Origin of the sequence: Marinobacter shunpengi (assembly GCF_045449715.1) — a bacterium.
Classification (GTDB): domain Bacteria; phylum Pseudomonadota; class Gammaproteobacteria; order Pseudomonadales; family Oleiphilaceae; genus Marinobacter.
Map to the genome: position 1 here is coordinate 15,561 of NZ_JBJJLA010000021.1, position 25,751 is coordinate 41,311.

The 25,751-nt window shown below is 64.0% G+C and carries 23 protein-coding genes; 14 read left to right on the forward strand and 9 right to left on the reverse strand.

Features of this window, described 5'->3' with window-relative positions; translation table 11 throughout:
• Positions 1–235 precede the first annotated feature (235 nt).
• Genes ACJO3T_RS14790 through ACJO3T_RS14800 form a run of 3 tightly spaced genes read left to right on the forward strand, consistent with a single transcriptional unit; the run spans position 236 to position 3,361 of the window.
• Complete coding sequence (locus tag ACJO3T_RS14790; protein WP_406965749.1) at positions 236–1,201, forward strand: isopenicillin N synthase family dioxygenase; 966 nt, start codon at positions 236–238, stop codon at positions 1,199–1,201.
• Positions 1,194–2,000 carry an alpha/beta fold hydrolase gene (locus tag ACJO3T_RS14795; RefSeq protein WP_406978945.1) on the forward strand — a complete coding sequence of 269 codons (807 nt, stop codon included), beginning with the start codon at positions 1,194–1,196 and terminating at the stop codon, positions 1,998–2,000. The genes ACJO3T_RS14790 and ACJO3T_RS14795 overlap by 8 nt, the downstream gene beginning before the upstream one ends.
• Positions 1,997–3,361, forward strand: a complete 1,365-nt coding sequence (locus tag ACJO3T_RS14800; RefSeq protein ID WP_406978947.1) for an 8-oxoguanine deaminase — start codon at positions 1,997–1,999, stop codon at positions 3,359–3,361. Before ACJO3T_RS14795 ends, ACJO3T_RS14800 begins: the two co-directional genes overlap by 4 nt.
• Before the next feature lie 46 nt (positions 3,362–3,407).
• Here ACJO3T_RS14800 and ACJO3T_RS14805 read toward each other — a convergent pair whose 3' ends face one another.
• Both ACJO3T_RS14805 and ACJO3T_RS14810 read right to left on the reverse strand, forming a co-directional pair.
• The gene (locus tag ACJO3T_RS14805; protein WP_406978948.1) at positions 3,408–4,403 is read right to left on the reverse strand and encodes a formamidase; all 996 of its coding nucleotides are present in this window, start codon (positions 4,401–4,403) and stop codon (positions 3,408–3,410) included.
• 69 nt (positions 4,404–4,472) lie between these two features.
• The gene (locus ACJO3T_RS14810) at positions 4,473–5,177 is read right to left on the reverse strand and encodes a GntR family transcriptional regulator (protein WP_328187280.1); all 705 of its coding nucleotides are present in this window, start codon (positions 5,175–5,177) and stop codon (positions 4,473–4,475) included.
• Positions 5,178–5,456: 279 nt separating this feature from the next.
• Between ACJO3T_RS14810 and ACJO3T_RS14815 the strand changes: the two genes are divergently transcribed.
• Genes ACJO3T_RS14815 through hpxZ form a run of 8 tightly spaced genes read left to right on the forward strand, consistent with a single transcriptional unit; the run spans position 5,457 to position 13,763 of the window.
• Positions 5,457–7,025 (forward strand): ABC transporter ATP-binding protein, encoded by a 1,569-nt coding sequence (locus tag ACJO3T_RS14815; RefSeq protein WP_406978949.1) that lies wholly within the window; start codon positions 5,457–5,459, stop codon positions 7,023–7,025.
• The gene (locus ACJO3T_RS14820; RefSeq protein WP_406965724.1) at positions 7,022–8,080 is read left to right on the forward strand and encodes an ABC transporter permease; all 1,059 of its coding nucleotides are present in this window, start codon (positions 7,022–7,024) and stop codon (positions 8,078–8,080) included. The genes ACJO3T_RS14815 and ACJO3T_RS14820 overlap by 4 nt, the downstream gene beginning before the upstream one ends.
• 37 nt (positions 8,081–8,117) lie before the next feature.
• The gene (locus ACJO3T_RS14825) at positions 8,118–9,050 is read left to right on the forward strand and encodes an ABC transporter permease (RefSeq protein ID WP_406978950.1); all 933 of its coding nucleotides are present in this window, start codon (positions 8,118–8,120) and stop codon (positions 9,048–9,050) included.
• Positions 9,051–9,083: 33 nt separating this feature from the next.
• Entirely contained in the window at positions 9,084–10,145 is a 1,062-nt protein-coding gene (locus tag ACJO3T_RS14830; RefSeq protein WP_406965722.1) for a BMP family ABC transporter substrate-binding protein, read from the forward strand.
• 17 nt (positions 10,146–10,162) lie between these two features.
• A complete protein-coding gene (locus ACJO3T_RS14835; RefSeq protein ID WP_406978951.1) occupies positions 10,163–10,861 on the forward strand; it encodes a cysteine hydrolase family protein in 699 nt (232 codons plus the stop codon).
• Between the two features lie 6 nt (positions 10,862–10,867).
• Positions 10,868–11,554 carry a biuret amidohydrolase gene (biuH, locus tag ACJO3T_RS14840; RefSeq protein WP_406965721.1) on the forward strand — a complete coding sequence of 229 codons (687 nt, stop codon included), beginning with the start codon at positions 10,868–10,870 and terminating at the stop codon, positions 11,552–11,554.
• Positions 11,551–13,368 carry an allophanate hydrolase gene (atzF, locus tag ACJO3T_RS14845; RefSeq protein ID WP_406965720.1) on the forward strand — a complete coding sequence of 606 codons (1,818 nt, stop codon included), beginning with the start codon at positions 11,551–11,553 and terminating at the stop codon, positions 13,366–13,368. Before biuH ends, atzF begins: the two co-directional genes overlap by 4 nt.
• Before the next feature lie 5 nt (positions 13,369–13,373).
• Positions 13,374–13,763, forward strand: a complete 390-nt coding sequence (gene hpxZ / locus ACJO3T_RS14850) for an oxalurate catabolism protein HpxZ (RefSeq protein WP_406965774.1) — start codon at positions 13,374–13,376, stop codon at positions 13,761–13,763.
• On the opposite strand, the gene ACJO3T_RS14855 is transcribed toward hpxZ, so the two are convergent.
• Both ACJO3T_RS14855 and ACJO3T_RS14860 read right to left on the reverse strand, forming a co-directional pair.
• Entirely contained in the window at positions 13,758–14,705 is a 948-nt protein-coding gene (locus tag ACJO3T_RS14855; RefSeq protein WP_406965718.1) for an isopenicillin N synthase family dioxygenase, read from the reverse strand. The genes hpxZ and ACJO3T_RS14855 overlap by 6 nt on opposite strands.
• A 46-nt stretch (positions 14,706–14,751) precedes the next feature.
• Complete coding sequence (locus tag ACJO3T_RS14860) at positions 14,752–16,098, reverse strand: amidohydrolase family protein (RefSeq protein ID WP_406978953.1); 1,347 nt, start codon at positions 16,096–16,098, stop codon at positions 14,752–14,754.
• Positions 16,099–16,405: 307 nt separating this feature from the next.
• Between ACJO3T_RS14860 and ACJO3T_RS14865 the strand changes: the two genes are divergently transcribed.
• The 3 genes from ACJO3T_RS14865 (at position 16,406) to ACJO3T_RS14875 (ending at position 19,497) form a co-directional block, all read left to right on the forward strand.
• On the forward strand, positions 16,406–17,140 hold the full coding sequence (locus ACJO3T_RS14865) for a hypothetical protein (RefSeq protein WP_406965714.1): 735 nt from the start codon (positions 16,406–16,408) through the stop codon (positions 17,138–17,140).
• Positions 17,141–17,401: 261 nt separating this feature from the next.
• Entirely contained in the window at positions 17,402–18,607 is a 1,206-nt protein-coding gene (locus ACJO3T_RS14870) for an amidohydrolase/deacetylase family metallohydrolase (protein WP_406965713.1), read from the forward strand.
• A gap of 746 nt (positions 18,608–19,353) precedes the next feature.
• Positions 19,354–19,497 (forward strand): rubredoxin, encoded by a 144-nt coding sequence (locus ACJO3T_RS14875; RefSeq protein WP_406965772.1) that lies wholly within the window; start codon positions 19,354–19,356, stop codon positions 19,495–19,497.
• Between the two features lie 74 nt (positions 19,498–19,571).
• On the opposite strand, the gene ACJO3T_RS14880 is transcribed toward ACJO3T_RS14875, so the two are convergent.
• From ACJO3T_RS14880 to ACJO3T_RS14900, 5 genes are read right to left on the reverse strand one after another with little or no spacing between them, the layout of a single operon-like run.
• Positions 19,572–20,957: an amidohydrolase family protein gene (locus tag ACJO3T_RS14880; protein ID WP_406978955.1), complete on the reverse strand. Its 1,386-nt coding sequence runs from the start codon at positions 20,955–20,957 to the stop codon at positions 19,572–19,574.
• A complete protein-coding gene (locus ACJO3T_RS14885) occupies positions 20,954–21,496 on the reverse strand; it encodes a (2Fe-2S)-binding protein (RefSeq protein WP_406978956.1) in 543 nt (180 codons plus the stop codon). The genes ACJO3T_RS14880 and ACJO3T_RS14885 overlap by 4 nt, the downstream gene beginning before the upstream one ends.
• Positions 21,496–23,766: a xanthine dehydrogenase family protein molybdopterin-binding subunit gene (locus ACJO3T_RS14890; RefSeq protein WP_406978957.1), complete on the reverse strand. Its 2,271-nt coding sequence runs from the start codon at positions 23,764–23,766 to the stop codon at positions 21,496–21,498. Before ACJO3T_RS14890 ends, ACJO3T_RS14885 begins: the two co-directional genes overlap by 1 nt.
• On the reverse strand, positions 23,756–24,577 hold the full coding sequence (locus ACJO3T_RS14895) for an FAD binding domain-containing protein (protein ID WP_406978958.1): 822 nt from the start codon (positions 24,575–24,577) through the stop codon (positions 23,756–23,758). The genes ACJO3T_RS14890 and ACJO3T_RS14895 overlap by 11 nt, the downstream gene beginning before the upstream one ends.
• Before the next feature lie 8 nt (positions 24,578–24,585).
• Entirely contained in the window at positions 24,586–25,656 is a 1,071-nt protein-coding gene (locus ACJO3T_RS14900) for an ABC transporter substrate-binding protein (RefSeq protein ID WP_406978960.1), read from the reverse strand.
• Between the last annotated feature and the right edge of the window lie 95 nt (positions 25,657–25,751).

Sequence of the window (25,751 nt, forward strand, 5' to 3'; positions counted from 1 at the left end):
TATCCAGCCCAGTCCGGGCCCCGTCGTTCAATCGGGTCAGGCGCCCGAAACTAGTGCACAAAAACGCGACACGCCCTCATATGAGGCCAAAACCGGACGAATGCTCTGGCCGCAGTCGCCCCCAGATCAACGGATTCCTGAAGTCGGGGCCCCAGTAGATCGCGGGTCTCAATGGCACGCTTTATGAATTACTGACCATATGGACAATTTTAAAGATCGAAAGTGGAGCCACACCATGAGCAAGACTTCCGGGGCGGGCGCCGCGCTGCCCGTTATAGACCTTTCCCTGCTGTCGGGAACCGGGGAGCAGCGCCAGTCGCTGGCCCGATCACTGAATGATGCCTGTGTGCATACCGGGTTCTTCTATATCCGTCACCACGGCATTCCCGGTGAGTTGGTGGACCGGGTCTTTCGGGAATCACAGGCACTCTTTGACCTGCCGGCAGAGGAGAAAGAGGCCATCCATAAAGCCCGCTCACCGGCCAACCGGGGCTATGAACCGCTAAAGGGGCAGACCCTGGAGCCCGGGACGCCGCCTGACCTGAAGGAAGGTTTCTATATTGGCGAGGAGCTGGACGACTCGGATCCACGGGTCCGGGCCGGGCGCTTCAACCATGGCCCTAACCAATGGCCAGCAGCACTGCCGACGTTTCGCGAGACCATGAGCGAGTATTTTGATGCCATGAACGAGCTGAGCGACCGGATCATGCAGGCACTGGCCCTGGCTCTGGAGCTGCCCCGGGACTTCTTCGACGATTTCTGCCGGCACCCCCTGTCGACCCTGCGATTGCTGCATTACCCGCCGCAACCACCGAAGCCGGCACCCGGGGAAAAGGGCTGCGGTGCCCACACGGATTTTGGTGGTGTCACCATCCTGCTGCTGGACGACAAACCGGGACTGCAGGTGTGGGATGCGCAGGGCGATCGCTGGATCAATGCAAACCCCATCCCCGGTACCTTTGTGGTCAACCTGGGAGACATGATTGCCCGCTGGACCAACGACCGTTACCGCTCCACGCTGCATCGGGTGGTCAATACGTCGGGGGCGGAACGCTACTCGGTGCCTTTCTTCTACAGCGGCAACCCGGACCATGAAGTCGCTTGCCTGCCCTCCTGCCTGGCGGACGGCGACCAACCCCACTATCCGCCCACCACCGTGGAAACCCACCTGATGGAGATGTACCGGAGGACCTATGCCTGATGCACACGGCATTACCGCAGTGCTGATCCACGGCGCCTGGGCCGGCGGCTGGGTGTGGGACACCATTGCGCCACACCTGGAAGCACGGGGGTTCCGGGTTCTGGCGCCGGATCTTCCCGGTTGCGGTGCACGTCTCGGTGATCCTGCGAAGGCCTCACTGACCGGATGTGTCGACGATCTTGAACAACAGCTGAGCGCTGTCTCCGGGCCGCTGTTGCTGGTGGGGCATTCCGGCGGCGGCGCCGTGGCCACCCAGTTGGCCGAAGCAGTCAGTGAACGGGTGATCGGCGTCGCCTACCTGGCGGGCATGATGCTCCCCTCCGGCATGGGCTTTGGCGAGATCGTGGCAGAGATGGTGGATCAGCATCCGGAGGCCGCTGGTATCGGCCCGCACCTGGAATGGGAGGCAGACGGCCTGGTGTCCCGGGTGCCGGCAACCGCCATTCGCGAGATTTTCCTGCAGGATGTCAGCGATGCAACAGCCGCAGCCGCCATCCCCCACTTCGGACCGCAGGCCGAGGGCAGCCGCACCCTGGTTCCCCACTGGACCCGGGAAAGGTTCGGGCAACTGCCAAGGCTGTACGTGGAGGCCCGACAGGACCGCTCGGTGGTGCTGCCGGTGCAGCGCCGCATGCAGCAATTGGTACCCGGTGCCCAGGTGGTGTCCCTGGATACCGCCCATGTGCCGCAGGTGGCGGCACCTGAGGCGGTAGCCGATATACTGACAACATTTGCCGAGGAACAGGTCGGAGTAACCCACCCGGCCACCAACCTCCCGAAAGAGAAGAATCCACAATGACAACGACACTGCTACTGAAGAACGCCCGGGTCATCGCCACCATGGACGACGACCAGCGCGAGATCGACAACGGCTACATCCTGATCCGGGGCAACCGGATTGACGCTGTCGGCCCCATGGACGAGTGCCCGGATGAGGCCGACCGCACCATCGACCTGAGCGGTCATGTGGTGATCCCGGGGCTGATCAATACCCACCATCACATGTTCCAGTCTCTGACCCGGGCGCTGCCCTCCGCCCAGAATGGCGAGCTGTTCGACTGGCTCAGCGCCCTGTTCCCGGTGTGGCGCAACATCACCCCGGCCATGCAACGGGCCGCCAGCCGCACCGCCATGGCAGAGCTGATGCTGTCCGGCTGCACCACGGCGGCGGACCATGCCTACCTGCACGTCAATGGCATCACCCTGGACGACAGCGTGCAGGCGGCCACCGAGATGGGCATCCGCTTCCACGGGGCCCGGGGCGCCATGAGCCTCGGACAAAGCAATGGTGGACTGCCGCCGGATGAACTGGTGGAGGCGGATGAGGGCGCCATCCTCAGGGACATGCAGCGGGTGGTGGAAGCCCACCACGACCACAGCCCCGACGCCATGGTGCGGGTGGCGCTGGCGCCCTGCTCCCCGTTTACCGTGACCACCGACCTGATGCGCGAGGCCGCCACCATGGCCCGGTCCCTGAAGGTGGGCCTGCACACCCACACAGCGGAAAACTGGAAGGATGTGGCGTTCAGCAAGGAACGCTACGGCATGACCCCCACGGAATTCACCGAGGATGTGGGCTGGGTGGGTGAAGACGTATGGCACGCACACTGTGTTCACCTGGACGAGCCGGGCATTGCCCTGTTTGCCCGCACCGGTACCGGCGTCGCCCACTGCCCCTGCTCCAACATGCGACTGGCCTCAGGCATCGCGCCGGTGAGGAAAATGCTGGATGCCGGGGTCAAGGTGGGCCTGGGCGTGGATGGCAGTGCCTCCAACGACACCGGCAACCTGCTGGACGAAGCCCGGCTGGCGATGCTGTCCGCCCGGGTTCGTAACCAGAACCCCGGTGACATGACCGCCCGGGAAGCCCTGCACATCGCCACCCGGGGCGGTGCTGAAGTACTGGGCCGGGGCGATGCCCTGGGCCGGATCCAGGCCGGTTACTGCGCGGACATCGTCGCCTTCCGCAACGACGACATCGCCATGGCCGGGGGCCAGAGCGATCCGCTGGCATCGCTGGTGTTCTGCACGCCGCCACGGGTCAACTGGAGCATCATCAACGGTCGCGTGGTCATCAAGGAAGGCGAACTGCTGACCCGGTCACTGCCCCATATTATTGAGGAGCAGAACCGGATGGCTGTGACTCTTACGGGAGCCTGACCCTATGCCGGAAGGCGGTCGGCCCGCCCCCTTTTGACAGGCTCTATCACTTCGGCTGATAGAGCCGCACCGGCGGCTCAAAGCCGAAGTCCCGGCCATCCACCACCTTGACGTCGTTGTCCCAGGGCAACTGGTACTCACCCTTCACCATGTCCTGCATGAAGGTATACGGGCAATCCCCGGCTCCTCCCTTGACCGCAACATACCCCCGGTGCCCCAGCTGGTAGATGTTGTTTTCGGCGCCCCAGTGGATACGGGCCTCGTCCACCAGGTCGGGGCGCACTTCCGCGGTGATGATCTCATCGGCAAAGCCGCTGCCTTCCACCATGGGCTCGCCATCGAAGTTGACCACCATGCCCTCGCCCATGGAGTTGAAGGTGCCGTCGGTACCGGCCAGGCAGACGTTGGCGGTGACCATCAGGTTGCAGAAGGCATTGGCCTGGTTGGTGATCTTCCAGGCATGGCGGATGGGCGGGGTGTAACCGGCAGTGCGCAGCATGATGTTGGCCCCCTTGTAGGCGCACTCCCGGGCCACTTCCGGGAACATGCCGTCGTGGCAAATCGCCAATGCTAGCCGGCTGCCATTGGGGCCGTCGCACACCGGAATACCCAGGTTGCCTGGCTCCCAGGGTTCCACCGGCACCCACGGATGCAACTTGCGATAGAACAGGCGCACCTCACCCGTATTGTCGATGATTACCCCGGTGTTGTAGGGATTGCCTCCGGGGTTGTGCTCCATGATGGAAAAGCAGCCCCAGATATCATGCTCACGACAGGCCTGGCGGAATGCGGCCATTTCCGGGCCATCACGGTCACACATAATGGCCGGATCAATGTTCATGGACAGGCCATGCAGGCAGTACTCAGGAAACACCACCAGGTCCATGACCGGTGACTGTCGGCGGGCTTTCCCGACCAGATCACACACACGTCCGGTCTGGGCCTTCAGCTGTTCCGGCGTGGCCACATCGGGCAGCTGCAACTGCACCAGTCCGATCACCACCCCATTCGGGGACTTGTTCAAACCACCTAATCCGCTCATTCCGCTTCCACTCCTGTTTCAATAGGACAATGTCGGAAGCGAATGAGCAGGAAGCGTGCCAGACGACCGTTAGCCGGCGCTGGACTCAGTCTCCATGGCCCGCTCACGCCGGCGCATTTCCAACTGGGCCAGGGTCACCTCACGGCTCTTGGCCTGGCTTTCGTGGATATGGGCCCGCAGCATGGCAGTCGCGCCGTCCAGGTCATTGGCCAGGATCCGCTGGCAGATCTCGTGATGCTCCCGATAGGTCTTCATCACGCTGTCCCGGTCCGGCAGCCCGAGGCGGCGCACGATGCGGATATGGTTGTTGACGTCCCGCAGGTACTGGACCAGCACCGGGTTGCCACAGAGCCCGGCCAGCCGGATATGGAACGACTCTTCCGCATCCTTGAACTGCTCCGAGCCTTCCACGCCGTACCCCAGCCGCTCGGGGTCCCAGTCCTCCGCCAGTTGCGCCACCTCCCGGTAGGGAATGCGCTGTCCCATCAGGGCAATGCCCTCAAGCTCCAGACCAACCCTGACATCGTAGTATTCCGCCAGTTCAAACACGTCCAGTTGCCGGATATAGCAGCCATGCTTGGGCCGGATGGTGAGGTAGCCCTCCACCGCCAACCGTTGCAGCGCCTCCCGCACCGGTGTCCGGCTCACCCCGAAGCGCTGCGCCAGTTCGGTTTCGGTGACCCGGCTGCCGGGATACAACTCGAGATTCATGATGCCCTGACGCAGGTCCTGGTAGATGCGGTCAGTGGTCCATTTCCTGGGTGATTCGGTCATGATTCGTTCCCTGCCATTCTGTTGCATACATCATTCATCAAGAAACGCTGGATTTCAATCACTCTGATAACTCTCCGCCCGCCTTCTGCGCACCACGGGGATGCATCCGCAAGATTCCTGCACCATAAAAGGTCGCAAAAAACAGCATCATTGCTCGTTTTATCAGCAAGGAACAGAAAGAGTGCCCTCATCAATCCCGGCCCCATGCGCGTCAGGAACAGGTGGCATGAACCATGCAATGTTGTATACAACAAATAATCTAACTCAAGGCTTGCTTGCATGGAGATCCAGCTCTACAACATCACCAAGCGGTTCGGAGAGGTTACCGCCAATGATGGTATCTCCCTGGATATACGCCAGGGTGAAGTCATCGCTCTGCTCGGCGAAAACGGCGCCGGCAAGAGCACCCTGATGAAGATGCTGTTCGGACTCTACCCGCCAGACGAAGGCAGTATCCTCGTCAATGGCAAGGAAACCAGCATCGACTCCCCCCAGAAAGCCATGTCACTGGGCATCGGCATGGTGTTCCAGCAGTTCAACCTGGTGCCGGCCCTGTCTGTGCTTGACAACCTGCTGCTGGCTTATCCCAAACCACCCTTCTGGACCTTCCGGCGACTGTTCGGCGAGGGAGCCCCCCATCGACGGGTGCTTGCCTATCTGGAGGAGCTCGCACCGGGGCTGGACCCGAACACCCTGGTGCGGGACCTGTCCGTCGGACAGCGTCAACTGCTGGAACTGGTCAAGGTACTGAACCTGGACGCCAGGGTGTTGATCCTGGATGAACCCACCTCGGTACTGCCCCCCCAGGAAGCGGAACGCCTCTGGGGACTGATCCGCAAACTGGCCGAGGCCGGTCGCAGCGTGGTGCTGATTACCCACAAGATGCAGGACGTGATGGCCTGTGCCCATCGCGTGGTGGTGATGAGGGCTGGCCAGATGGTACAGACCCTGGCCCGGGAGGCGTGCACCGAAGCCTCACTGGTCAGCCTGATGATGGGCGACAGCAGCCAGCGCTCCGACATCGACACCAACAACAGGGCGGATTTTGCCGGCAAACCGCCCCGCATCAGTATCCGCAATCTGCAGGCGCGACACGGCATCCAGTCCATCGAAGACATCAACCTCGACATCGGTCCCGGCGAGATCCTCGGCATTGCGGGTGTATCCGGCAATGGCCAGCACCTGCTGGCCGACTCCCTGGTGGGACTGACCCCGCTGACCCGAGGGGAGGTCATTATCGACGGTACCACCCTCCATTCGGCGGGCCGCGCGCCCCGGACCTCAGACCGGGTGGCTTATATCCCTGAGCAACCGGCTGTCAATGCGGTGGCCAGCGACCTGTCACTGACCACCAACGTCGCCCTTTCCCATTTCCGCCGGCTTCGCTTCTTTCCCGCCTGGGAACCGGAGGAAGAGAACACCCGGGACATCATCCGCCGTTACCAGGTCCGCCCTGACAATCCGGCCCTGCAAGCCGGCCAGCTGTCGGGCGGTAATCTGCAGAAACTCGTGGTGGGCCGTGAACTCCAGGGCCAGCCGGACCTGATCGTGGCGGCTTATCCCACCATGGGGCTGGACGCCGGCGCCGCCCATGACATTTACCAGGCCCTGTTCGCCAAGGCCCGTGACGGCGCTGCCGTGCTGTGGATTTCCGAAGACCTGGACGACCTGATGTCCTATGCCCACCGCATTGCGGTGCTGCAGGGCGGCCAGGTGTCCGGCATGTTCGATCCGCAGCAATGCGGCCGCCTGGATATCGGTCGAGCCATGACCGGTGAACATCAGCCCGCCGCTGAGCCGCCTCCCGGCCCCACACCCGCTGAACCCGACGCGAGGACCGCCTCATGACAAGCACCATCCAACCTGCACTGCGGTTCGGACAGCGACTGCTCGGCGGACCGGCCGGCGCCGTTCTGGTGATGACAGCCACCTTTGTAGTGGCAGCGCTGGCGTTCTTTGCCATTAACGGCCGGGAATCAGTTCCCCTGTTCCAGGAAATGGTCATGGGCGCCTTTGGCGACAGCTATTCATTCAGCGAGACCCTGGTCAAAACCGCCCCCATCCTGCTGACAGCTCTGGCAGTGGCATTGCCCGCCCGTCTCGGCCTGATCAGCGTGGGGGGTGAGGGACAGCTCTACCTCGGCGCCCTGTTCGGCACCGGTGCCGTACTGGCGGCGGTGGATCAACCCGGCTGGCTGCTGATGCCATTGATGCTGGCCGGGGCCATGGCGGGCGGCGCTCTGTGGGGCATGATCCCCGGGCTCCTCAAGACCCGCCTCGGGGTGAACGAAACCATCTCCACCCTACTGCTCAACTACGTCGGGGTGTTGCTGGTCAGCTTCGTGGTCCATGGCCCCTGGAAGAACCCCAATTCCCTGGGCTGGCCCGCCACCATCGAGTTCCCGGAAGGCGCCATCCTGCCCCAGTTCTTTGATACCCGGGTCCATATGGGCCTGGTGTTCGGCGTGGTCGCCGCCATCGTGCTGCACATCCTGGTCACCCGCAGTCGCTGGGGCCTGGGGCTTCAGGTAAGCCGCAGCAATCCGCGGGTGGGCGCCACTGCCGGCATCTCCTACGAACGTAACGTGCTGATCGTCATGGCTGTCGGCGGACTACTGGCCGGACTCGCCGGCATCGCGGAAGCCTCGGTGATCCAGAACCGCCTGCAGGACGGCCTCGCCAGCGGCTACGGCATGACCGGATTCCTGGTGGCGTGGCTCGCCGGCCAGCACTTCCTGCGCATCATTCCGCTGTCGGTGCTGATGGGCGGGCTACTGGCGTCGGCGGACTCACTGCAGCTCTATGCCCAGCTCCCAAAGGCCAGCGCCGACATCCTGCAGGCGCTGCTGTTCATCATCGTGCTGGCGGTGGCCAGCCTGTGGGCCAGGCGCCGTGAGGCCTGATCGCACCGTCGCCTGAAAGCAATCCAGAGGAACCTGTATGGAATCGTTTATCACTGAACTCCTCACCCTGCTGTTTGCCGCCCTGCGCAGTGCCACGCCGGTACTGGCGGTGGTTCTGGGTGAGGCCATGACCCAGCGTAGCGGCGTCATTAACCTCGGGGTGGAAGGCCAGATGCTGCTGGGGGCGATGACCGGCTTTGCGGTAGCGTCCATCACCGGCGACCCCTGGCTCGGCGTGCTGGCCGCCTGTGGTGCCGGGATTGCCCTGTCGATGGTGCACGCCACCCTGGTGCTCGGCTGTGGCGCCAACCAGATCGCCAGCGGCGTGGCGGTGCTGATCCTCGGTGGAGGGCTCAGCGCTTACTACGGCATTCCCTTTGTGGGCGACAAGATCGACACCCTCGGCAACCTGAACCAGACCTTCGTCAGTGACATACCGGTGCTGGGCCAGTTCCTGGGCCCCATCACCCCCACCGTGCTGATCACCCTGCTGGCGATCCCGACCATCTCCATTTTCCTGTTCCGCACCCGGCTGGGCCTGCGCTGGCGCTCAACCGGTGAATCCCAGGACATTACCCGCAACCTGGGCCATAACCCGGTGCCGTACCAGCTCGCCGCCATTGCCTTTGGTGGCCTGATGTCCGGTTTCGCCGGTGCCGCGCTGGCCGTGGACTACACCGCCAACTGGGTAGAGGGCATGACCGCCGGCCGCGGGCTGGTGGCCGTGGGGCTGGTGATCGTTGCCCGCTGGAACCCCTGGTACGCCCTGCCGGCCGCGTTGCTGTTCGGGGCATCCGAAGCCCTCAACCTGAAACTGCAGTCCTGGGGTGTCGATATCTCCCCCTACCTGCTGGCGACCCTTCCCTATCTGATTCCCCTGAGCGTGCTGATGCTCAGCTATCGCGGCCTGCGGGCCAGCGGTGGCGGCATGCCGGCCGGTCTCAGGGTGGTCTTCCAGAGTGCCCGATAACTGACTGAAACAACCATCAAACGGAGAATCACCATGAAAAAAGCCATCCGCACCCTGCTCGCCACATCCATCATCGCCGCAAGCCTCCCGGCTACCGCCGAGACCAAGGTGGGCTTCATCTACGTCGGTCCGAAAACCGATTACGGCTACAACTACGCCCAGGACCAGGGCCGGCTCTACCTGGAAGAACATCTGGACGACGTGGAAACCGTCTACTTCGAGAACATCCCGGAGAACGCCGATGTTCAGCGGGTCATGGAGCGCATGGTGCGCTCCGGTGTCGAGGTGGTCTTCCCCACCAGCTACGGCTACCTGGACCACGCCCTGAAAGTGGCGGAGAAGTATCCGGAGGTGCATTTCGCCCACTCCGGCGGCCTCAAGACCTCCGACAACCTGATGACCTACTTCGCCGAGATCGACCAGGCCATGTACCTGTCCGGTGTTGCCGCCGGCCTGACCACCGAGACCAATCAACTGGGCTTTATCGCCGCCCACCCGATCCCGCAAGTGCTGCGTAACATCAACGCCTTCACCCGGGGCGCCCAGAGTGTCAATCCGGACGTCACCACCTCGGTGATCTGGACCTCCAGCTGGTCCGACCCCACCAAGGAAGCGGAAGCGGCGGAAGCCCTGATCAGTGATGGTGCCGATGTGCTGACCGGTCACGTGGACTCCCCCATCAACTACGTGCAGGTGGCAGAGCGCCGGGGCGTCTACTCCGTGGGCTACCATGCCGATGCCAGCCAGTTCGCGCCGGAAGGCTGGCTGGTGGGTGCTGTCTGGAACTGGGGGCCGATGATGGTGGACATCGTCAACTCCGCCGGGGACGGCACCTGGAAGTCCGAGCACCTGCGTGGTGACCTGCTGACCGGCGCCGCCAAGCTCAGCGACTTCGGCAGCGCGGTGAGCGAGGAAGACCAGCAGACCGTGCTGGATCGACAAAAGGCCATCATGGATGAAGAATTCCGCGTCTGGGCCGGCCCGGTTGTTGCCCAGGATGGCACCGTGCTTGTGGCCGAGGGCGAGGTGATGACCCTGGAAGAAACCGAGAAGATGGACTTCCTGGTGGAAGGCGTCAAAGGACGGCTGAAGTGAACACCCCGGATACCGTCATGGTCCCCGATGCACGGCCCTATGCCTGGCCCTGCATCGCGCCGGTGGAAGCCCGTAGGCTTGCGCTGGTGGTCATCGACATGCAGAAGGACTTCTGCGCGCCCGGGGGGTATATCGACTCCCAGGGCGTCGACCTGACCCCGGCCCGGGCGACGATCGAACCGATCCAGCGGGTACTGGCAGCGTTCCGTGCGCTGCCGGACTCGCTGGTGATCCACACCCGTGAGGGCCACCGGCCGGAGCTGGTGGACCTGCCCGCCAACAAGCAGTGGCGCAGCGAACAGGTCTGCCCCGGCATTGGCAACGAAGGCCCCCTGGGCAAAATCCTGGTTCGTGGTGAGCCTGGCTGGGAGATTATCCCGGAGCTGGCCCCCGCGCCCGGCGAAATCGTGATCGACAAACCCGGCAAGGGTGCCTTCTATGCCACCGACCTGGACCACATCCTGCGGCTGCGGGGCATCACTCACCTGATTGTCGCGGGCCTGACCACCGACGTGTGCGTGCATACCACTATCCGGGATGCCAATGACCGGGGGCTGGAAACGCTGATCCTGAGGGACTGCACCGCGGCTACCGAGACCCGGCACCGGGATGCGATCTTCACCATGACCGAGATGCAGGGCGGACTGTTCGGCGCCACGGCCACATCCGACCAGCTGCTGTCCGCCCTCGGCCCCCTACGACTGATCCAGGAGTAAATCACCATGACCTCCACCCTGAACTCACGCCCCTATGTCTGGCCCTGGGACAATAATCTGGACAAACTCAACACCGCCCTGGTGATCATCGATATGCAGACGGATTTCTGCGGCAAGGGCGGCTATGTCGACACCATGGGCTATGACCTGTCCCTGACCCGGGCGCCCATCGAACCGATTGGCCAACTGCTGGCACGCTTCCGGGCCCTGGGCATGCCGGTGATCCATACCCGCGAGGGCCACCGCCCGGACCTCAGCGACCTGCCCGCCAACAAACGCTGGCGCTCGCGGCAGATCGGCGCTGGCATCGGCGACCCCGGTCCCTGTGGCCGGATCCTGGTGCGTGGCGAGCCAGGCTGGGAAATCATTCCGGAACTGGCTCCCCGTGCCGGCGAACCGGTCATCGACAAGCCCGGCAAGGGCTCCTTCTACGCCACCGACCTGGAGCTGATCCTCAAGACCCGGGGCATACGGAACCTCGTGCTCACCGGCATCACCACCGATGTCTGCGTGCATACCACCATGCGGGATGCCAATGACCGGGGCTTCGAGTGCGTGCTGGTGGAAGACTGCTGCGGCGCCACCGACCAGGCCAACCATGACCACGCCATCAAGATGATCCAGATGCAGGGTGGCGTGTTTGGCGCGGTCACCGATTCCGGCAGCCTGTTGCAACGACTGGAGTCCCTATGAACAAGGATTTCACACCGCCGGTACGGCTCGATATCGACCACCTGCACTCCCTGTATCGGAGCGGCGAGTTGACACCCCGCCAGCTACTGGACCAGTTGGACGATTATCAGGCAGCGTTCACCGATCGCAACCTCTGGATCCACTACCTCACCCCCGATGAACGGGAACCCTTCCTGCGGGCCCTGGAGGGGGAATCGCCGGATTCCCTGCCCCTGTACGGCGTGCCCTTCGCCATCAAGGACAACATTCACCTGAAGGACATTCCGACCACCGTCGCCAACCGGCACGTGCGCATCGTACCGGACGCCAGCGCCTTCGTGGTGGAGCAGTTGCTGGCCGCCGGTGCCATCCCGGTGGGCAAGACCAACCTGGATCAGTTCGCCACCGGACTCAACGGCACCCGGTCTGATTTCGGCCCCTGTGGTAACGCCTTTGATCCGGACTGGATTTCCGGTGGTTCCTCCGCCGGTTCCGCCGTCGCCGTGGCCCTGGGGATGGCCAGTTTCGCCCTGGGTACGGATACCGCTGGCTCCGGCCGCGTACCCGCTGCCCTGAATCACATTGTCGGCCTCAAGCCCACCCTGGGCAGACTGAGCGTGGAAGGTGTGGTACCTGCCTGCCAGACTCTGGACTGTGTCTCAATCTTCGCCCGCACCGCCGCCCAGGCCGACCGAGTGCTGACCCTGGCTGACCGACACAACCCGGCCGATCCCTGGCAGGAGGATCAACAGCCACCCAAGCGTCTGATGGGTCAGACCTTCCGTTTTGGCGTTCCCGCCGCCGATCAGTTGGGACTGGTTGAATACCCGGAGGCACAGGCCCTGTTTGATGCGGCCGTCGCACACCTGGAAGCCCTTGGCGGGACTGCCGTGGACATCGACCTGACACCGTTCTCGGAGGCTGCGGCACTGCTCTACGACGGCCCCTGGGTCAGCGAACGGCAACTGGCCGTCAACGATCTGGTGAATACCCCGGACCAGGTCCACCCGGTGGTCCGCGACGTCCTCTCCGCAGGCGACCAGTTCACAGCCGGCGACACCTTCAGCGCCAGGTACCGGCTGGCAGCTCTGAAACGCCGGACCGATGCCGTACTGGCAACCCTGGATACCATCCTTGCCCCCACCTGCCCGGCGCCTTACACCATCGCCGACATGATGGCCGATCCGGTCGCCCTCAACGCCCGTCTGGGCGCTTTTACCAACTTCATGAACCTGCTGGACTACTCAGCGGTGTCAGTGCCGGCTGGCTTCCTCGACAATGGCATGCCCTGGGGCGTCACCCTGTTCGGGGCGGCCTGGAGCGATAGCACTCTCAATGGCCTGGCTGGCCGCCTGCACCGCCGGGTCACCGATACGGTGGGAGCCACCAGCGACCCGTTACCCGATGAGCAGCCACCGCAACCGCCGCGCACGCTGCAGGTTGCCGTCTGCGGCGCCCACCTCGCCGGTTACCCGCTCAATCACCAGTTGACCGATCGTGGCGCCGTGCTGGTGAAACGCACCCACACCGCCCCACGATACCGGTTTTATGCGTTAGCCGGAGGGCCTCCCTACCGGCCAGGGCTGATCCGCACCGAAGACCGTGGCGCCGCCATTGAGGTGGAAGTATGGCGCATGCCCGAGGACCGCTTTGGAACCTTTGTCGCCGGCATTCCCCACCCCCTGGGCATCGGTCAGCTCGAGCTGGAAGACGGCACCTGGTGCACCGGCTTTATCTGCGAACCCTGCGGCGTGGACGGTGCCACCGATATCAGCGACACCGGCGGCTGGCGCCGGTACATGGCCGGCATGGCAACGACGGAGACCCAACAATGACTGACCTGACCATCAATCGGCCGGATACTGTCGCCAGCGTCACCCACGCCTTTGAAACCTATGAAAAGGCCCTGATCGACAACGACCTGGCGGTACTGGATGGCTATTTCTGGAGTTCGGAATTCACCGTGCGCTTTGGCGTGGCGGAAAACCTTTATGGCGCGGAAGCCATCCAGGCCTATCGCCGGCAATGCCAGCCGATAGGCCCGGGGCGGATCCTCCATGGAACCGTGGTGACCACGTTCGGTGATTCATTCGCCACCGTCAGCACCCGGTTCCGGGATGGAGAGACCGACGACCAGGGTCGCCAGATGCAGACCTGGGTACGTTTCGCCGATGGCTGGAAAGTGGTGGCTGCCCACGTCAGCGTGATGAGGGCAACCGCCGGCTCATGATGGCTCGCGGTGATCGTAGGTGGCATTCAGCCGTGACGCCAGGTACTCGGCACAGGTAATAGGCTCATACTTGGGTGCCTGGTCCGGCATGATTTCCCTCGAGTCCACCACCGAGTCCGGGTTCACTTCCAGGAAAAAGGCGATGGAGTATCGCTCCTTCGCCGGCGGCCGCACCCGGTGGGGCGTGGACACATAGGTGTCGTTGCTCCAGCGCATCAGGCAGTCACCGATATTGCACACAAAGGCACCCGGCACATGGGGTGCCTGGATCCAGTCCCCCTGCCGGCTCAGCACCTCCAGCCCCGCCACCTCGTCCGTCGCCAGGATGGTGACATTGCCATAGTCGCTGTGGGTGCCGGCGCCACCGTCCTCGCGCTCGAGTTTGTCGGCACTGGGCGGATACCGCAGCATGCGCAGGGTGGCAATGGGCAGGGTCAGGTGACCTGCGAAGAAATCCTCCTCCAGCCCCAGGTCCAGGCTGAACCCCCGGTGGATGGTCCGTCCCAGCTCCAGGCAGTGATTGAAGTAGTCCAGGGCCTGCTGTCGCCAGCCGTTGATGGGCGGCCAGAAGTTCACGCCCCGGAAGGGCTTGCCCGCCAGCACGTCCGGGTGATCCGCCGGGAAATCGGTACCAATATTGAAGGCCTCCTTCATGTCGGCACCGGACTCCGGGTTCAGCTTCTCGTCCGCCATGGCCACGTAACCCCGGTTGTGGGGTGAACGCTTGATGGACAGGGGTTCCTTGTCCTCCGCCGGTAGCGCAAACAGCTGCTTTGCCAGGTCAAAGGCGCCCTGGCAGACCTCATCCGGAATGCCATGGTCGGTAACGTAGAAGAAGCCCACCTCACGGCAGGCCTGGCCCAGCTCGGCGGCGGTGGCCCGTCGTTCAGCCGGATCGTCGCTACGCAGACCGGTCAGGGAAATAATGGGAAGTGACAGCATAAATAGTCTCCAGGGGATTCCAGCGCCCCGGCCAGGGGCACCAATATCAAACCATTGATGTTCGTGTGTGGGAAAGCTGGCGGCAGGCCTCGTGCAGGGCCAGGCCCTGCTGCTGGGCGTCGGCGATAACCCTGCTGCCGTTCACCAGCGTGGCATTGCCGTTATCGATCAGTCGGCGGCCATCCACCCAGACCCCGGCCACGTTGGTGGAGCCAGCGGCAAACACCAGGTTCCACAGCAGGTTGCCGCCCTGCTCATTGATGTTCACCGGGGTCAGGTTGGCGTTCTCCAGATCCAGCAACAGCAGGTCGGCCTTCTTGCCCACCTCCAGCGAGCCGATCTCGTGGGCCAGCCCCAGGGCTCTGGCGCCATTGATGGTTGCCATGCGCAGGATCTGGTCGGCGGGCAGTGCGGTGGCATCCAGCCGGGTGGCCTTCTGGATCAGCGAGGCAAACTTCATCTCCTCGAACAGGCTCAGGCTGTTGTTGCACACCGGGCCGTCCGTACCCAGCCCCACTGTCACGCCGGCGGCCAGCATTTCCGGCACCGGAGCCACACCACTGGCCAGCTTGGCATTGCTGACCGGGCAGTGGGCAATGCTGGTGCCGGTGTCTGCCACCCGGGCAATTTCGTCGTCATTGAGCCAGACACAATGGGCCAGCAGGGTGCGCTCACCGAGGATGCCGTAATGATCCAGCATGGCCAGGGAGCGGCGGCCCAGTTCGGCGGTGACCGCCTGCTCCTCTTCCTTCTGCTCACTGCAATGGGTGTGGATGCCCACCCCGTGCTCTCGACTCAGTTGCGCCGCCTCCCGGTAGGCATCCTCCGTGCAGTAAAACAGGTGCTCCAGCCCCATCCAGACGCGGATGCGGCCGTTCTGGCTATCATGGTGGGAGTGGATCAGACGGCGGTTCTCCTCCCGGGTGGAGAAGAAATCCTTGCCGGGACGGTCCGCCACGTAGGGCGCCAGTTGCACCCGCAGGCCCAGCTCGGCGGCGGCATCCGCACACCGGTCCATGTAGCGGAACATGTCCATCACGCAGGTGGTGCCGGACTGCAGGGCCTCCAGGTAGCACAGACGGGCCGAATGATAGGCAAAGGTCTCGGTCATGGCCCGGTGTTCCAACTGGTACCAGGGCAGCCACTCCATCAGCGGCATGTTCTCGGTCACGCCCCGCATCAGGCTGGAATGGGAGTGGCAGTCGATCAGCCCGGGCAGTAGCGCGTGCCCCCGCCCGTCGAGAACCTCACAGCCTTCGGGCACCGTGACCTCCCGATCATCCCCCACCTGGGTAATCACACCATCCTGCACCACCAGGGTGCCGTCCGGAATGACCCGGTCATGGGGATCGACCGTGAAAATCGCGGCATGACGGATCGCAAAACCGGGCATGGATACTCCTTCAACTTCCTGACCATATGATCAGTTTTTTAAGCAATCGCTATGCCACGGATATCCACCGGCCAGGCCCCTGATTCCGACGCCCGTCAATGAGGCCGCCGCCAGGCGATGGTGCACCGTTAACGATCACCGCCCCCCTCCGCGCACCATAACCATCCAGCTTACCTGACCGTATGCTCATCATTTTAAGGCAGATAACAAAACGCCAACAATTCGTGGCATACATCGTGCAAAACCGCTGTAAACACCCATTTACCCCCCAAAGCCCCGCCAGCCAGGGGTTATCAAAGGAGGCTGCATGTACACCGCGACACTCAGGCCAAGGCCGGCCAAGGACCCCACCGTTTTCTACGACGACCTGGCCATCACCCTGACCGCCCGCCGGGACGCCCTTATCGGGTCCTCCAATACCATCAACGGACGGCAACCGCTGGCCTGGGCGGAGTTGATCGAATGGCTCCGCTTCCAGTGCTGGTACCGGCGGGAGGAGGCGGACATCATCGATTCCTGGCTTGATCACGTGCCCAGACCCGACATCGTCACGGCCCTGCGCAGACAGCTGGCCCAGGCGGGGCGTCACCACCGGCGGTTGCTGGCCCACCTGGACACCCTGGGCACCTCGATGGCGGACTGGTCGCCGGAACCGGAGTGGATGAACTGGGCCAGCGAATTCCACGCCAGTGGTTCAGATACCCCGGAACGGATCATCGCCCATAACCTGGCCGGTGCACCCGGTGCCATGGAGGTGCCGGGCGGGCTGATGCCACGACTGTCCGAAGATACCCACGCGGTGCTGGAGCAACTGCGCCCGGACAGCGGGTTGCACGCTACCCTGGGTCGCATGATGGTGAACCGGTACGCCACGACCCTGGAGACACAGGCCCGGACCCATGCCAGAGTCATGCGCGCCTTTGAACTGGAGCAGAAGGGCCGGCTGGCACTGGATCGTCGTATTCGCGCCATTGGTCAGCAGTCAGCCGCCAATGACGCTATCGATGACAGCCTGGTCGCCGGTGGTGGCGACGTCTCCTGATTCCTGGCGCCCTATCGATGCACCGATAGCCGTCATAACGTGGATTACTGCACCTCAACGGGCCACACAGGTGGTCCGTTATCAGGCAATAAACAGTCACAACAGCGGTCTGGTGACCCCTGGCATGTATCCTGCAAAATTCCGTTCAGGGAATTTCCGGGCCGAGAGAACCTCCTGGATCAGACTCCTGAGTCAAGATGACATTCCTCTGTCATAACGCCGCGGTGGCGTACGGTTCTCGTGAAATACCGGAGGAATGCTATGCCTTCCGCTCAAGATGCCATTCTTGTACTTAAGGGTGGCCGGGTAATCGACCCGGCCAACGGAACCGACGACATCGCTGATGTGGTCACCCGGGGCGATACCATACTGGAGGTGGGACCGGATGCCGGCACCCGCTATCCCGATGCCCAGGTCAGGGACGTTACCGGCAAGCTGGTCACTCCCGGCCTGATCGATATCCACACCCACTGCTTTACCGGACTCGGAGATTTCTGCCTGCCCACGGACCTGATGGGGGTGGATTCCGGTGTCCCCATTATCGTGGACGCCGGCACCACCAGTACCACCATCTTCGGCCTGGCCCGCAAGGGGATCATCGATCACCCGGACACCAGGACCAAAATCTTCGCCCTGATGGACCCGTCCCAGATCTACCTGGCCAACAAGACCTTTATCTGCCACTACCTGCGCATCGCCGATGACGAACGCAACATCGATATCGACTCCGCAAAGGAAGTGGTCGACGCCAACCGTGACGTCATCGTGGGCTTCAAGGTACGGCCCACCATTACCGACAACCCGGACCGTTCGCCGTTCCTGGAGGCCGCCCACCAGATCGCCCCGGACCTGCCGATCATGATTCACCTGGGGTCCTTCCCCCACACACCGGTGCTGGAAACGGAAAAACTCCTCTATCAACTACGCAAGGGCGACATCATCACCCACGCCTGCCGTGGCGGTGGCGGGCAACTGGACGCCCGGGGCGAACCCACCCAGGCGTTCACCGATGCCTATAACCGCGGCGTCCTGATGGACATCGGCCATTCCGCCGGTGATTTCCACTTCCGCACGGCAAGACGCCTGATCGAACGGGGCTACATGCCCAACACCATTTCCACGGACCTCAACGTATTCAACGTCGATGGCCCAGTGCATTCCCTCTCCACCACCATGTCCAAGCTCTGGGCACTGGATGTGCCCCTGGAGCAGGTCATCGCCATGAACACCATCAATGCGGCAAAAGCCATCAACCGCGAAGACCAGTATGGAACCCTGACGGCCGGCCGGGCCGCCGAGGTCAGCGTGCTGGATATGGAGGAAGGTTCCTGCACCCTCTCCGATGGCCATGAGGAGATCACCGTCGACCGCCGCTTGCGGGCCGTAGGCTGCCTGCGCAACGGCCAGTGGCACGATGCCGTCCATGACCAGAAGGCCCTTCAGGCAGAGATGAAGGAGGCGGTATGAGTACGGCAGCAGCGGAAACACAGTCCGCAGAAGACCCGAAGGCCTTCTACCAGAACCTGGTGAGCACGCTGGAAAGCCGCCGGGATGCCCTCTCCGAGGCGGAAAAGAGCTTTGGTGGCTACCAGCCCCTGGAGCGGGCCGAGCTGATCGAATGGCTGAAGTTCCAGTGCTGGTACGAGCAGGAAGCCGCCGGTTTCATCGGCTCATGGCTCCGGGACACGCCGGAGCCGGAAGTATTCGTCGGGCTCTGTCGGCAGGTGGCCGATGAGGGCAGGCATTATCAATTGATCCTGTCCCACCTGGAGTCCCTCGGCACCAGCATGGAGGGCTGGACACCGGAACCGGAATGGGTGGCATGGGTGAGCGAGTTCTATGCCGCCGGCGACGACACCCTGGAACGGGTGGCCGCCCATAACATCACCGGGGAACTGGGCGCCATGGATGCCTTCGACGGCCTGCTCCCCCGGGTGCCCGACAGTACCCGGGCGGTGTTGGAAAAGATCATCCCGGACGAGAAGTTCCACGTGTCCCTGGGGCGGATGGCGGTTCACCGTTACGCCACCACCACTGACCGGCAGGCCCGGGTGCGTGACCGGGTGATGACGGCCTTCGAACTGGAACAGAAGGGCCGGCTGGCCTTCGAGCGCCGGCTTCAGCAGGTGCGGGAAGAATCAACCGCCAACGACACCAGCCCTGCGCCGGAGAAAGCGGCAGACACCGGCCAATCCCTCCAGTGGGTCTGCCAGGTGTGCGGGTGGATCTACGACGAGGCCGTGGGTGACCCGGACTCCGGCATTCCACCGGGCACCGCCTTCGAGGACATCCCGGAGGACTGGATGTGCCCGGAGTGTCTGGTGACCAAGGAGGATTTCGTCCTGCTGTCCGTCTGATTCAGCCAACCGCGGAGGGCCCCGGCGCCCTCCGCATCATCGTTTCCCTCCACCGACCGTTCCCCCACCGGCCTTCAAGCCAGAGAGGCATCCTCTTTCTGACTGGCCAGCCAGTCATCCCGACGCGTCAGCAATCGCACGGCCGCAGCGTTCGCTTCATCAATATAGGCCGACAGGTCACCGCTCAGCAGCACCTGATCCTCGGCCACAATCCGCCCCGCCACCATGGTCATCCTGACGTCCCCACCCAGGGTGGAATGCACCAGATTGTAGTGCAGGTTCTGCAGTGGCCCGGAGGGAATAAAAGGCGTCATCCTCGGTGTATCCGCCTTCACGGCAATGATATCCGCCTGCTTGCCCGGCTCCAGGGAACCGATCTGATGCTCCATGCCCAGGGCCCGGGCACCTTCAATGGTCGCCGCCCGGAGCACATCCCACGAGCGCCAGGCCGAGGCATCCATATTGCGCAGCTTGGCCAGCAGGGAGGCGAACTTCATTTCCTCGAACATGTCGAGGTTGTTGTTCTCCTTCTCGCCGTCGGTGCCGATACCCACCGCAATGCCGGCCTCGATCATGGCTTCCACCGGCGCCGAGCCACTGGCCAGCTTCATGTTGCTGCAGGGGTTATGGGCCACGCCCACGTTGTAATCCGCCAGCGCCCGGATTTCGTCGTCATCCAGCCACACGCAGTGGGCCAGCAGCACCCGCTCCGGTGACAGCAGGCCCAGTTTTTCCAGGGCGCGGATCGGGCTGAGACCATGGAGCCGTTGGGATTCCGCCCGCTCAATCTCGGCCTCGTTGGAATGGGTGTGCAGCCCGGTCTGGAAGTGATTGCTGAGCTCCACCGCCCGGCGACAGGCCGCCGGCGTGGCATAGGACTGGTGTTCCAGCCCGACCCAGACCTGGACCCGGCCACCGGCACCGCCATGCCACTGCTCCAGCAGCCGTTCGTTGTCATCCAGGGTATCGAAGTAGTCGTGGCCTTCGGCCTCGCCCACATAGGGCACCATCACCACCCGGTTGCCCAGGTGTTCGGCAGCCCGGGCGGAGCCGGCCATGTAGCGCCACATATCCACTGACGTAGTGGTACCGGCCAGCAGGCTCTCGGCGTAGCACAGCCAGGACGCGGTCTCCGCCTCGTCGGGCCTGAGCACCCGGTGCATGGGGTCAATGTATTTCTGCAGCCACTCCCACACCGGCAATTCCTCCGCGGTACCCCGCAACAGGCCGGAATGGCTGTGGGTATTGATCAGGCCCGGCATCAGCACGGCGCGCCCGTATTCCCGACACTCCGCATCCGGGGCCTGCTGTTCCAGCTGCGACCGGGGCCCCACGGCCTTGATGATGTCACCGCTGACCAGAACGGCGCCGTCGGTGATCACCGGATCGCCCGCGGTCATTGGCAGCACGGCATCGGCGCACAATAGGGTCCGGCGATTGCCGGCAGGTGTTGCGGTCATTCTGGTTCTCCTGAGATCTGGTTCCTGTTGCCGGCCCCGCCATCGGTACTCGTCGATGGGCAGGGGCTCAGATGCTTTTCCACGGCCCGCTTCAGGCCGCCGTAACCGGTGCAGCGACAGAGGTTACCGGCGATTGCCTCGCCCAGGTCCACCGGATTGCCCTGGCGCCGCTCCCGCAGCCCCGATACCAGGGACAGGGCGAAGCCGGGGGTGCAATAGCCACACTGCAGGGCGCTCTCTTCCGCCAGCGCCTGTCGCACCTTCAGGAAGTCGGGGTCACCGCCCAGTCCTTCCACGGTTTCAACCCGACGGCCCGGCAGTTGCCAGGCCATGATCAGGCAGGCCGGCATTGCCTGCCCGTCCATCAGCACGTTGCAGGCACCGCAACGACCGATACGGCAGCCGGGGCGCACGGAGGTGCACTGGCCGTCCTCCCTGAGCAGGTCCAGCAGCGGCGTGGCGGCGGGTACCGAGCGGGTGACCGTTTCCCCGTTCAGCTCAAAGGTGACGGGCTCCGAGGCCCTGTACAGATCATTCATTACACGGCCTCACGGGTATGGATGGCAGTCAGCAGAACGCCCGGGTCAACCGGCAACGTTCGGATGCGGACGCCCGTCGCGGCTTCGATGGCCGAGGTGATGGCCGGAGCGACGGCTTCAATGCCCAGTTCGCCCACGCCCCGCACCGGGAAGGGATCGTCATCGGGGGTCTCATCCAGCACATCAACCCGTTGCGCCGGCGCGTCATGGAAGGTGGGAATCAGGTACTGGTCCAGGTTGTCCCGCCGCAGCTGGCCATCCTCCGCTGGCATGTCCTCGGTCAGGGTCATACCAAGGCCCATGACTGCGGCTCCCTCGATCTGTCCGAGATAACCGGGCGGATAGATCACCCGGCCGGCGGCTGTGATGTGGTGGAGATCGGTCACCCTGACACGACCGGTCAGGCGGTCCACCCTCACCCTGGCCACGGTAGCAATCTGTAGCTGCAGGTATCGTCCCACCGGGTGGTCCTGTTCCGGCGCCACGGGGAAATCCTGGCGGGCATCGGCCACCATCGCGTCCGGTCGCCCGTTATCCGCCAGTTCCCGGTAGCTGAGTACCTGGCGACCCTGGTGGAACACACCACCGGGGCCGTGGGCCAGGTCTTCCCCGGGATAACCGGTCAGTTCGGCGGCCTGGCGCCTTACCGCATCCATCCACCGGGGCAGCATCCTGGCAAGAACACCGTGGACCAGCACCGAACTGCGTGAGGCGCTGGTGGGCCCGGAATCCGGCCCCCGGGGATTCCCCAGCATGACCTCCACGTCGCTCCCCTGGCTGCCCAATACCGCACACACTGAATGGGTGATGGCCTCGCCAATGTTCTGGCCGTAGTCGGAGAATCCAAACTCCACCCGGATACGGCCCTCACGGCTCAGGGAGATGCGGCCACCACCGGCATCCGGCAGGCCGTCGCCGAGCCCGTTGCCCTGGGCACCCATGGCCATTCCGGTACCCGTCAGCCAGCGCCCCCGGGGAACTGTCTCCGGTGACCACAAGGGCGATGCCTGCGCCTGCCGCAGCACCTCGGCGGGTGGGGCCGTCCAGCGTACGGGCTGATGCCGGCTGCCGGGTTCATCCACCGACCGCAGATTGATGCGCCGCAGTTCCCGGGGGCACAGCCCCAGTTCCCGGGCGAGGGCGTCCAGCTGGGATTCCACGGCGAAGGTCGCCTGGTTGCCGCCGAAGCCCCGGAAAGCGCCGCAGACGCCGTTATTGGTGTAGACCAGTCGCCCGGACACCGCATAGGCACCGATCCGGTACAGCAGTGCGGTGGCGTGGTCGAGGAAGTTCTCCAGCACTGCCGGACCGAGGCTGGCGTAGGCGCCAGTGTCCAGCACCGCCTCCACCCGATGGGCCAGCAGTCGCCCGTCCGCATCGCAACCAGTGGTCATCCTCACCGCCACGGGATGTCGCTTCATGCCCGCCCGGCAGGACTCGAAACGGTCCAGGTGGATCATCACCGCACGGCCGGTTTTCAGGGCCAGGATGCCCGCCGCCGGCTGCACCGTCAGTTCGTCCTTACCACCGAAGGCGCCGCCGGTGGCCATGGCTTCCACGGTCACCTGCCCGGGCGCCAGTGCCAGGATGTCGGCCAGTTGTTCCGCATCCCGGTGGCCGGACTGGCAGCCCACCCGGAAGTGCACACCACCGGCATCATCGGGTATGGCGATGCCACCCTCGGTTTCCATAAAGGCGTGCATCTGCCGGGGCGTCTGGTATTCGTGTTCCACCACCACCGCGCAGGCGGCAAAGGCCTGCTCCGGATCACCGCGATGGAAGGCCTCCTGCGCCAGCAGGTTGCCGCCCTCATGGAGCGGCAGCTGTTGCTCCGCCGTCATTGGGTCGGTGACCAGTGACAGCGGTTCGTACTCCACCTCGATGGCCGCCAGCGCCGCCCGGGCCTGGGCCCGGGTGTCCGCCGCCACGGCGGCGATGGCGTCGCCCTCGTAGCGCACGCGATCCTCGCAGAACACGGGCTGGTCCCGCACCACGATGCCAAACCGGTTGAGTCCGGGCACATCGTCGGCGGTGACCACCGCGTGCACGCCCGGCATGGCTCTGGCCCGGGTGGTGTCGACTCGCAGCAGCCGGGCATGGGCGTATTCACTGCGCAGGATCGCCCCCTGCAACAGTCCCGGGGTATCGGTAAGACCGGTAGGATAGGTCAGTCGCCCCTCTATGCGGCGATAAAGATCCGACGACGGACCACCACCGTCAGGGGCATCGGCGCCAAGAGTGACAACCCTCCCAGGGGTATCAGACGCCATGGCCCACCTCCGCCAGCAGGTAATCCACCATCCGCTGGATAGCCAGACGCAGGGTCGGATCCTGCCAGCCACGGAATTCCAGCTCGGTGTCCAGGATCTGGATTCGGTCCGCCCCGGAGAGGGAGTGGCCATCGTTCAATGCCGCTTCACTGATGGACAGTCGACCCGGCCCGCCTTCGCCACTCACCGCCAGCCGTAGCCGCTCTCCGTCATGGACACAGGCGACCGTTGCCCGGGTGGGGCTGAAGCGCTCCCGATGGCCCAGCTTGTCGACGGCAATACGCCATGGCCGGGCATCGGGCAAGGTGACCGACTGGATCAGATCGACACCGGAGTCCGCCGCGTCCCACACCACCAGGCTTTCACCTTTCGGGTCATGGTGACCGACAAGGTGAAGCCGGGCGTCCAGGGCCAGGAACAGGGCCGACAGGTCGCCACCGGCACACAGGTTGCCCCCCACCGTTCCCAGGCGACGCACGCCTGGCCCCGCCACCTGGTCCAGCAAGGTTGCCAGGCCCGGCAGGTAGTCCAGGACCAGCGGGTGCCGGGCCAGTTCATCCAGGGTGGTCAGCGCACCGATGGCGAGCCCGCCCTCGCCCTGGTCAATGCCCCGGAAGCCCGGCCAGCCGGGGTCCAGGGCCACCAGGCAGGAAGGCCAGCACTGATCCCGCTCCCAGACCGGCTGCAGCCAGCTGGCACCGGCAATATAGGTGCCACCGAAACGCCGGGCCATGGTGACGGCTTCGCGGGGGGAATCCGGGCGCAGGACCCGGACCCGGACCCTGCCCCGCTCTGTCACATCAGGTTGCATGATGACACTCAGTCCGCTTCCACACCGGACACATCCGGATACCGGGCCATGATGTCGTGGATCGCCTCGGTGCCCACGAACTTCGTGGTATAACCCTGCGTCGGATCAACGGAGTCATCAACCAGTCCCAGGCCCACCAGTTGCTCTTGGATCGCCTGCCACCGTTCATCGGTCATGATGCCGATGCCACCGGTGAGGGCATCGCCGGAGAGCACAATGCCCCGCTCATCCATTTCCCGCAGGGAGTGGGCCAGTTGCGCCGGCCCCTGGTTCTCGTTGAGTTCGTGAATGTACTCGTTGGTGGCGTCCGGATCCTGCAGGTACTGGTACCAGCCCTCGATGGTTGCCTCCACGAACTTGCGGGCCACTTCCGGGCGTTGCTCCAGGGTCTCGCGGGTGGTCACGATCATGGTGGAGTAGGACCGCCAACCATGGTCCGACAGCAGGAACACGTTGGGATCAATGCCGGCTTCCTTCACCACGAAGGTTTCGGAGGTCACATAGGCCTGCTGGATAACCTGCGGGTCGGCGATAAACGGCCCCATCTGGAAGGTGTAGGGGCGCACCTGGTCATCGGTGTAGCCGTACTTCTGCTTCAGCCAGGGCCAGAATGACTGGTGGGCGTCCTGGGACAGCAGGATGGGCTTGCCCTTGAGGTCGTCCAGGCTGTCGTTGCCAACACCAGGGTGGCTCATGATGATCTGCGGGTCCTTCTGGTAGAAGGCCGCCAGGGCCTCCAGCGGCAGGCCCTCCTCAAGGGCGGTGAGGATCTGGCCACTGGAGTGGAGCATCACGAAATCGGCACGCCCGCCCAGCAGCAACTGGATGTTGTTCACCTGCGGACCGCCGGGCTCCATGTCCACATCCAGGCCGTAGTCCTCATAGGTCCCCTGGGAATCGGCGTGATACCAGCCACCATGTTCCGCCTGCGGAAACCAGTTGGTGCGGAATGTCACCTTCTCAAGCTCCGCCGACCAGGCCGCCGCCGATGACAGTGTCAGACCTGCCGCCAGGGCCAGCCCCGAAAGCCAGCCAGGACGAACCACCCGGGTCACGTCAGAAATTGTCTTGCTCGTCATACCACTCTCTCCTCGCACAAGGTCACAAGGACACGTCGGCCTGTTAAGCCCGTGCCCTGTTTTTGAGTTCCCTATTCTTTTTGTTGGAGGGAGGT

Bases quoted from the DNA above. Each gene is read 5' to 3' on its own strand.
- ACJO3T_RS14790 (WP_406965749.1), top strand. From the start codon at position 236: ATGAGCAAGACTTCCGGGGCGGGCGCCGCGCTGCCCGTTATAGACCTT.
- ACJO3T_RS14810 (WP_328187280.1), bottom strand. From the start codon at position 5,177: ATGACCGAATCACCCAGGAAATGGACCACTGACCGCATCTACCAGGAC.
- ACJO3T_RS14900 (WP_406978960.1), bottom strand. From the start codon at position 25,656: ATGACGAGCAAGACAATTTCTGACGTGACCCGGGTGGTTCGTCCTGGC.
- biuH (WP_406965721.1), top strand. From the start codon at position 10,868: ATGACCTCCACCCTGAACTCACGCCCCTATGTCTGGCCCTGGGACAAT.
- ACJO3T_RS14870 (WP_406965713.1), top strand. From the start codon at position 17,402: ATGCCTTCCGCTCAAGATGCCATTCTTGTACTTAAGGGTGGCCGGGTA.
- ACJO3T_RS14800 (WP_406978947.1), top strand. From the start codon at position 1,997: ATGACAACGACACTGCTACTGAAGAACGCCCGGGTCATCGCCACCATG.
- ACJO3T_RS14825 (WP_406978950.1), top strand. From the start codon at position 8,118: ATGGAATCGTTTATCACTGAACTCCTCACCCTGCTGTTTGCCGCCCTG.
- ACJO3T_RS14795 (WP_406978945.1), top strand. From the start codon at position 1,194: ATGCCTGATGCACACGGCATTACCGCAGTGCTGATCCACGGCGCCTGG.
- ACJO3T_RS14820 (WP_406965724.1), top strand. From the start codon at position 7,022: ATGACAAGCACCATCCAACCTGCACTGCGGTTCGGACAGCGACTGCTC.
- ACJO3T_RS14885 (WP_406978956.1), bottom strand. From the start codon at position 21,496: ATGAATGATCTGTACAGGGCCTCGGAGCCCGTCACCTTTGAGCTGAAC.
- ACJO3T_RS14860 (WP_406978953.1), bottom strand. From the start codon at position 16,098: ATGCCCGGTTTTGCGATCCGTCATGCCGCGATTTTCACGGTCGATCCC.
- atzF (WP_406965720.1), top strand. From the start codon at position 11,551: ATGAACAAGGATTTCACACCGCCGGTACGGCTCGATATCGACCACCTG.
- ACJO3T_RS14805 (WP_406978948.1), bottom strand. From the start codon at position 4,403: ATGAGCGGATTAGGTGGTTTGAACAAGTCCCCGAATGGGGTGGTGATC.
- ACJO3T_RS14895 (WP_406978958.1), bottom strand. From the start codon at position 24,577: ATGCAACCTGATGTGACAGAGCGGGGCAGGGTCCGGGTCCGGGTCCTG.
- ACJO3T_RS14835 (WP_406978951.1), top strand. From the start codon at position 10,163: ATGGTCCCCGATGCACGGCCCTATGCCTGGCCCTGCATCGCGCCGGTG.
- ACJO3T_RS14815 (WP_406978949.1), top strand. From the start codon at position 5,457: ATGGAGATCCAGCTCTACAACATCACCAAGCGGTTCGGAGAGGTTACC.
- ACJO3T_RS14865 (WP_406965714.1), top strand. From the start codon at position 16,406: ATGTACACCGCGACACTCAGGCCAAGGCCGGCCAAGGACCCCACCGTT.
- ACJO3T_RS14855 (WP_406965718.1), bottom strand. From the start codon at position 14,705: ATGCTGTCACTTCCCATTATTTCCCTGACCGGTCTGCGTAGCGACGAT.
- ACJO3T_RS14830 (WP_406965722.1), top strand. From the start codon at position 9,084: ATGAAAAAAGCCATCCGCACCCTGCTCGCCACATCCATCATCGCCGCA.
- ACJO3T_RS14890 (WP_406978957.1), bottom strand. From the start codon at position 23,766: ATGGCGTCTGATACCCCTGGGAGGGTTGTCACTCTTGGCGCCGATGCC.
- ACJO3T_RS14880 (WP_406978955.1), bottom strand. From the start codon at position 20,957: ATGACCGCAACACCTGCCGGCAATCGCCGGACCCTATTGTGCGCCGAT.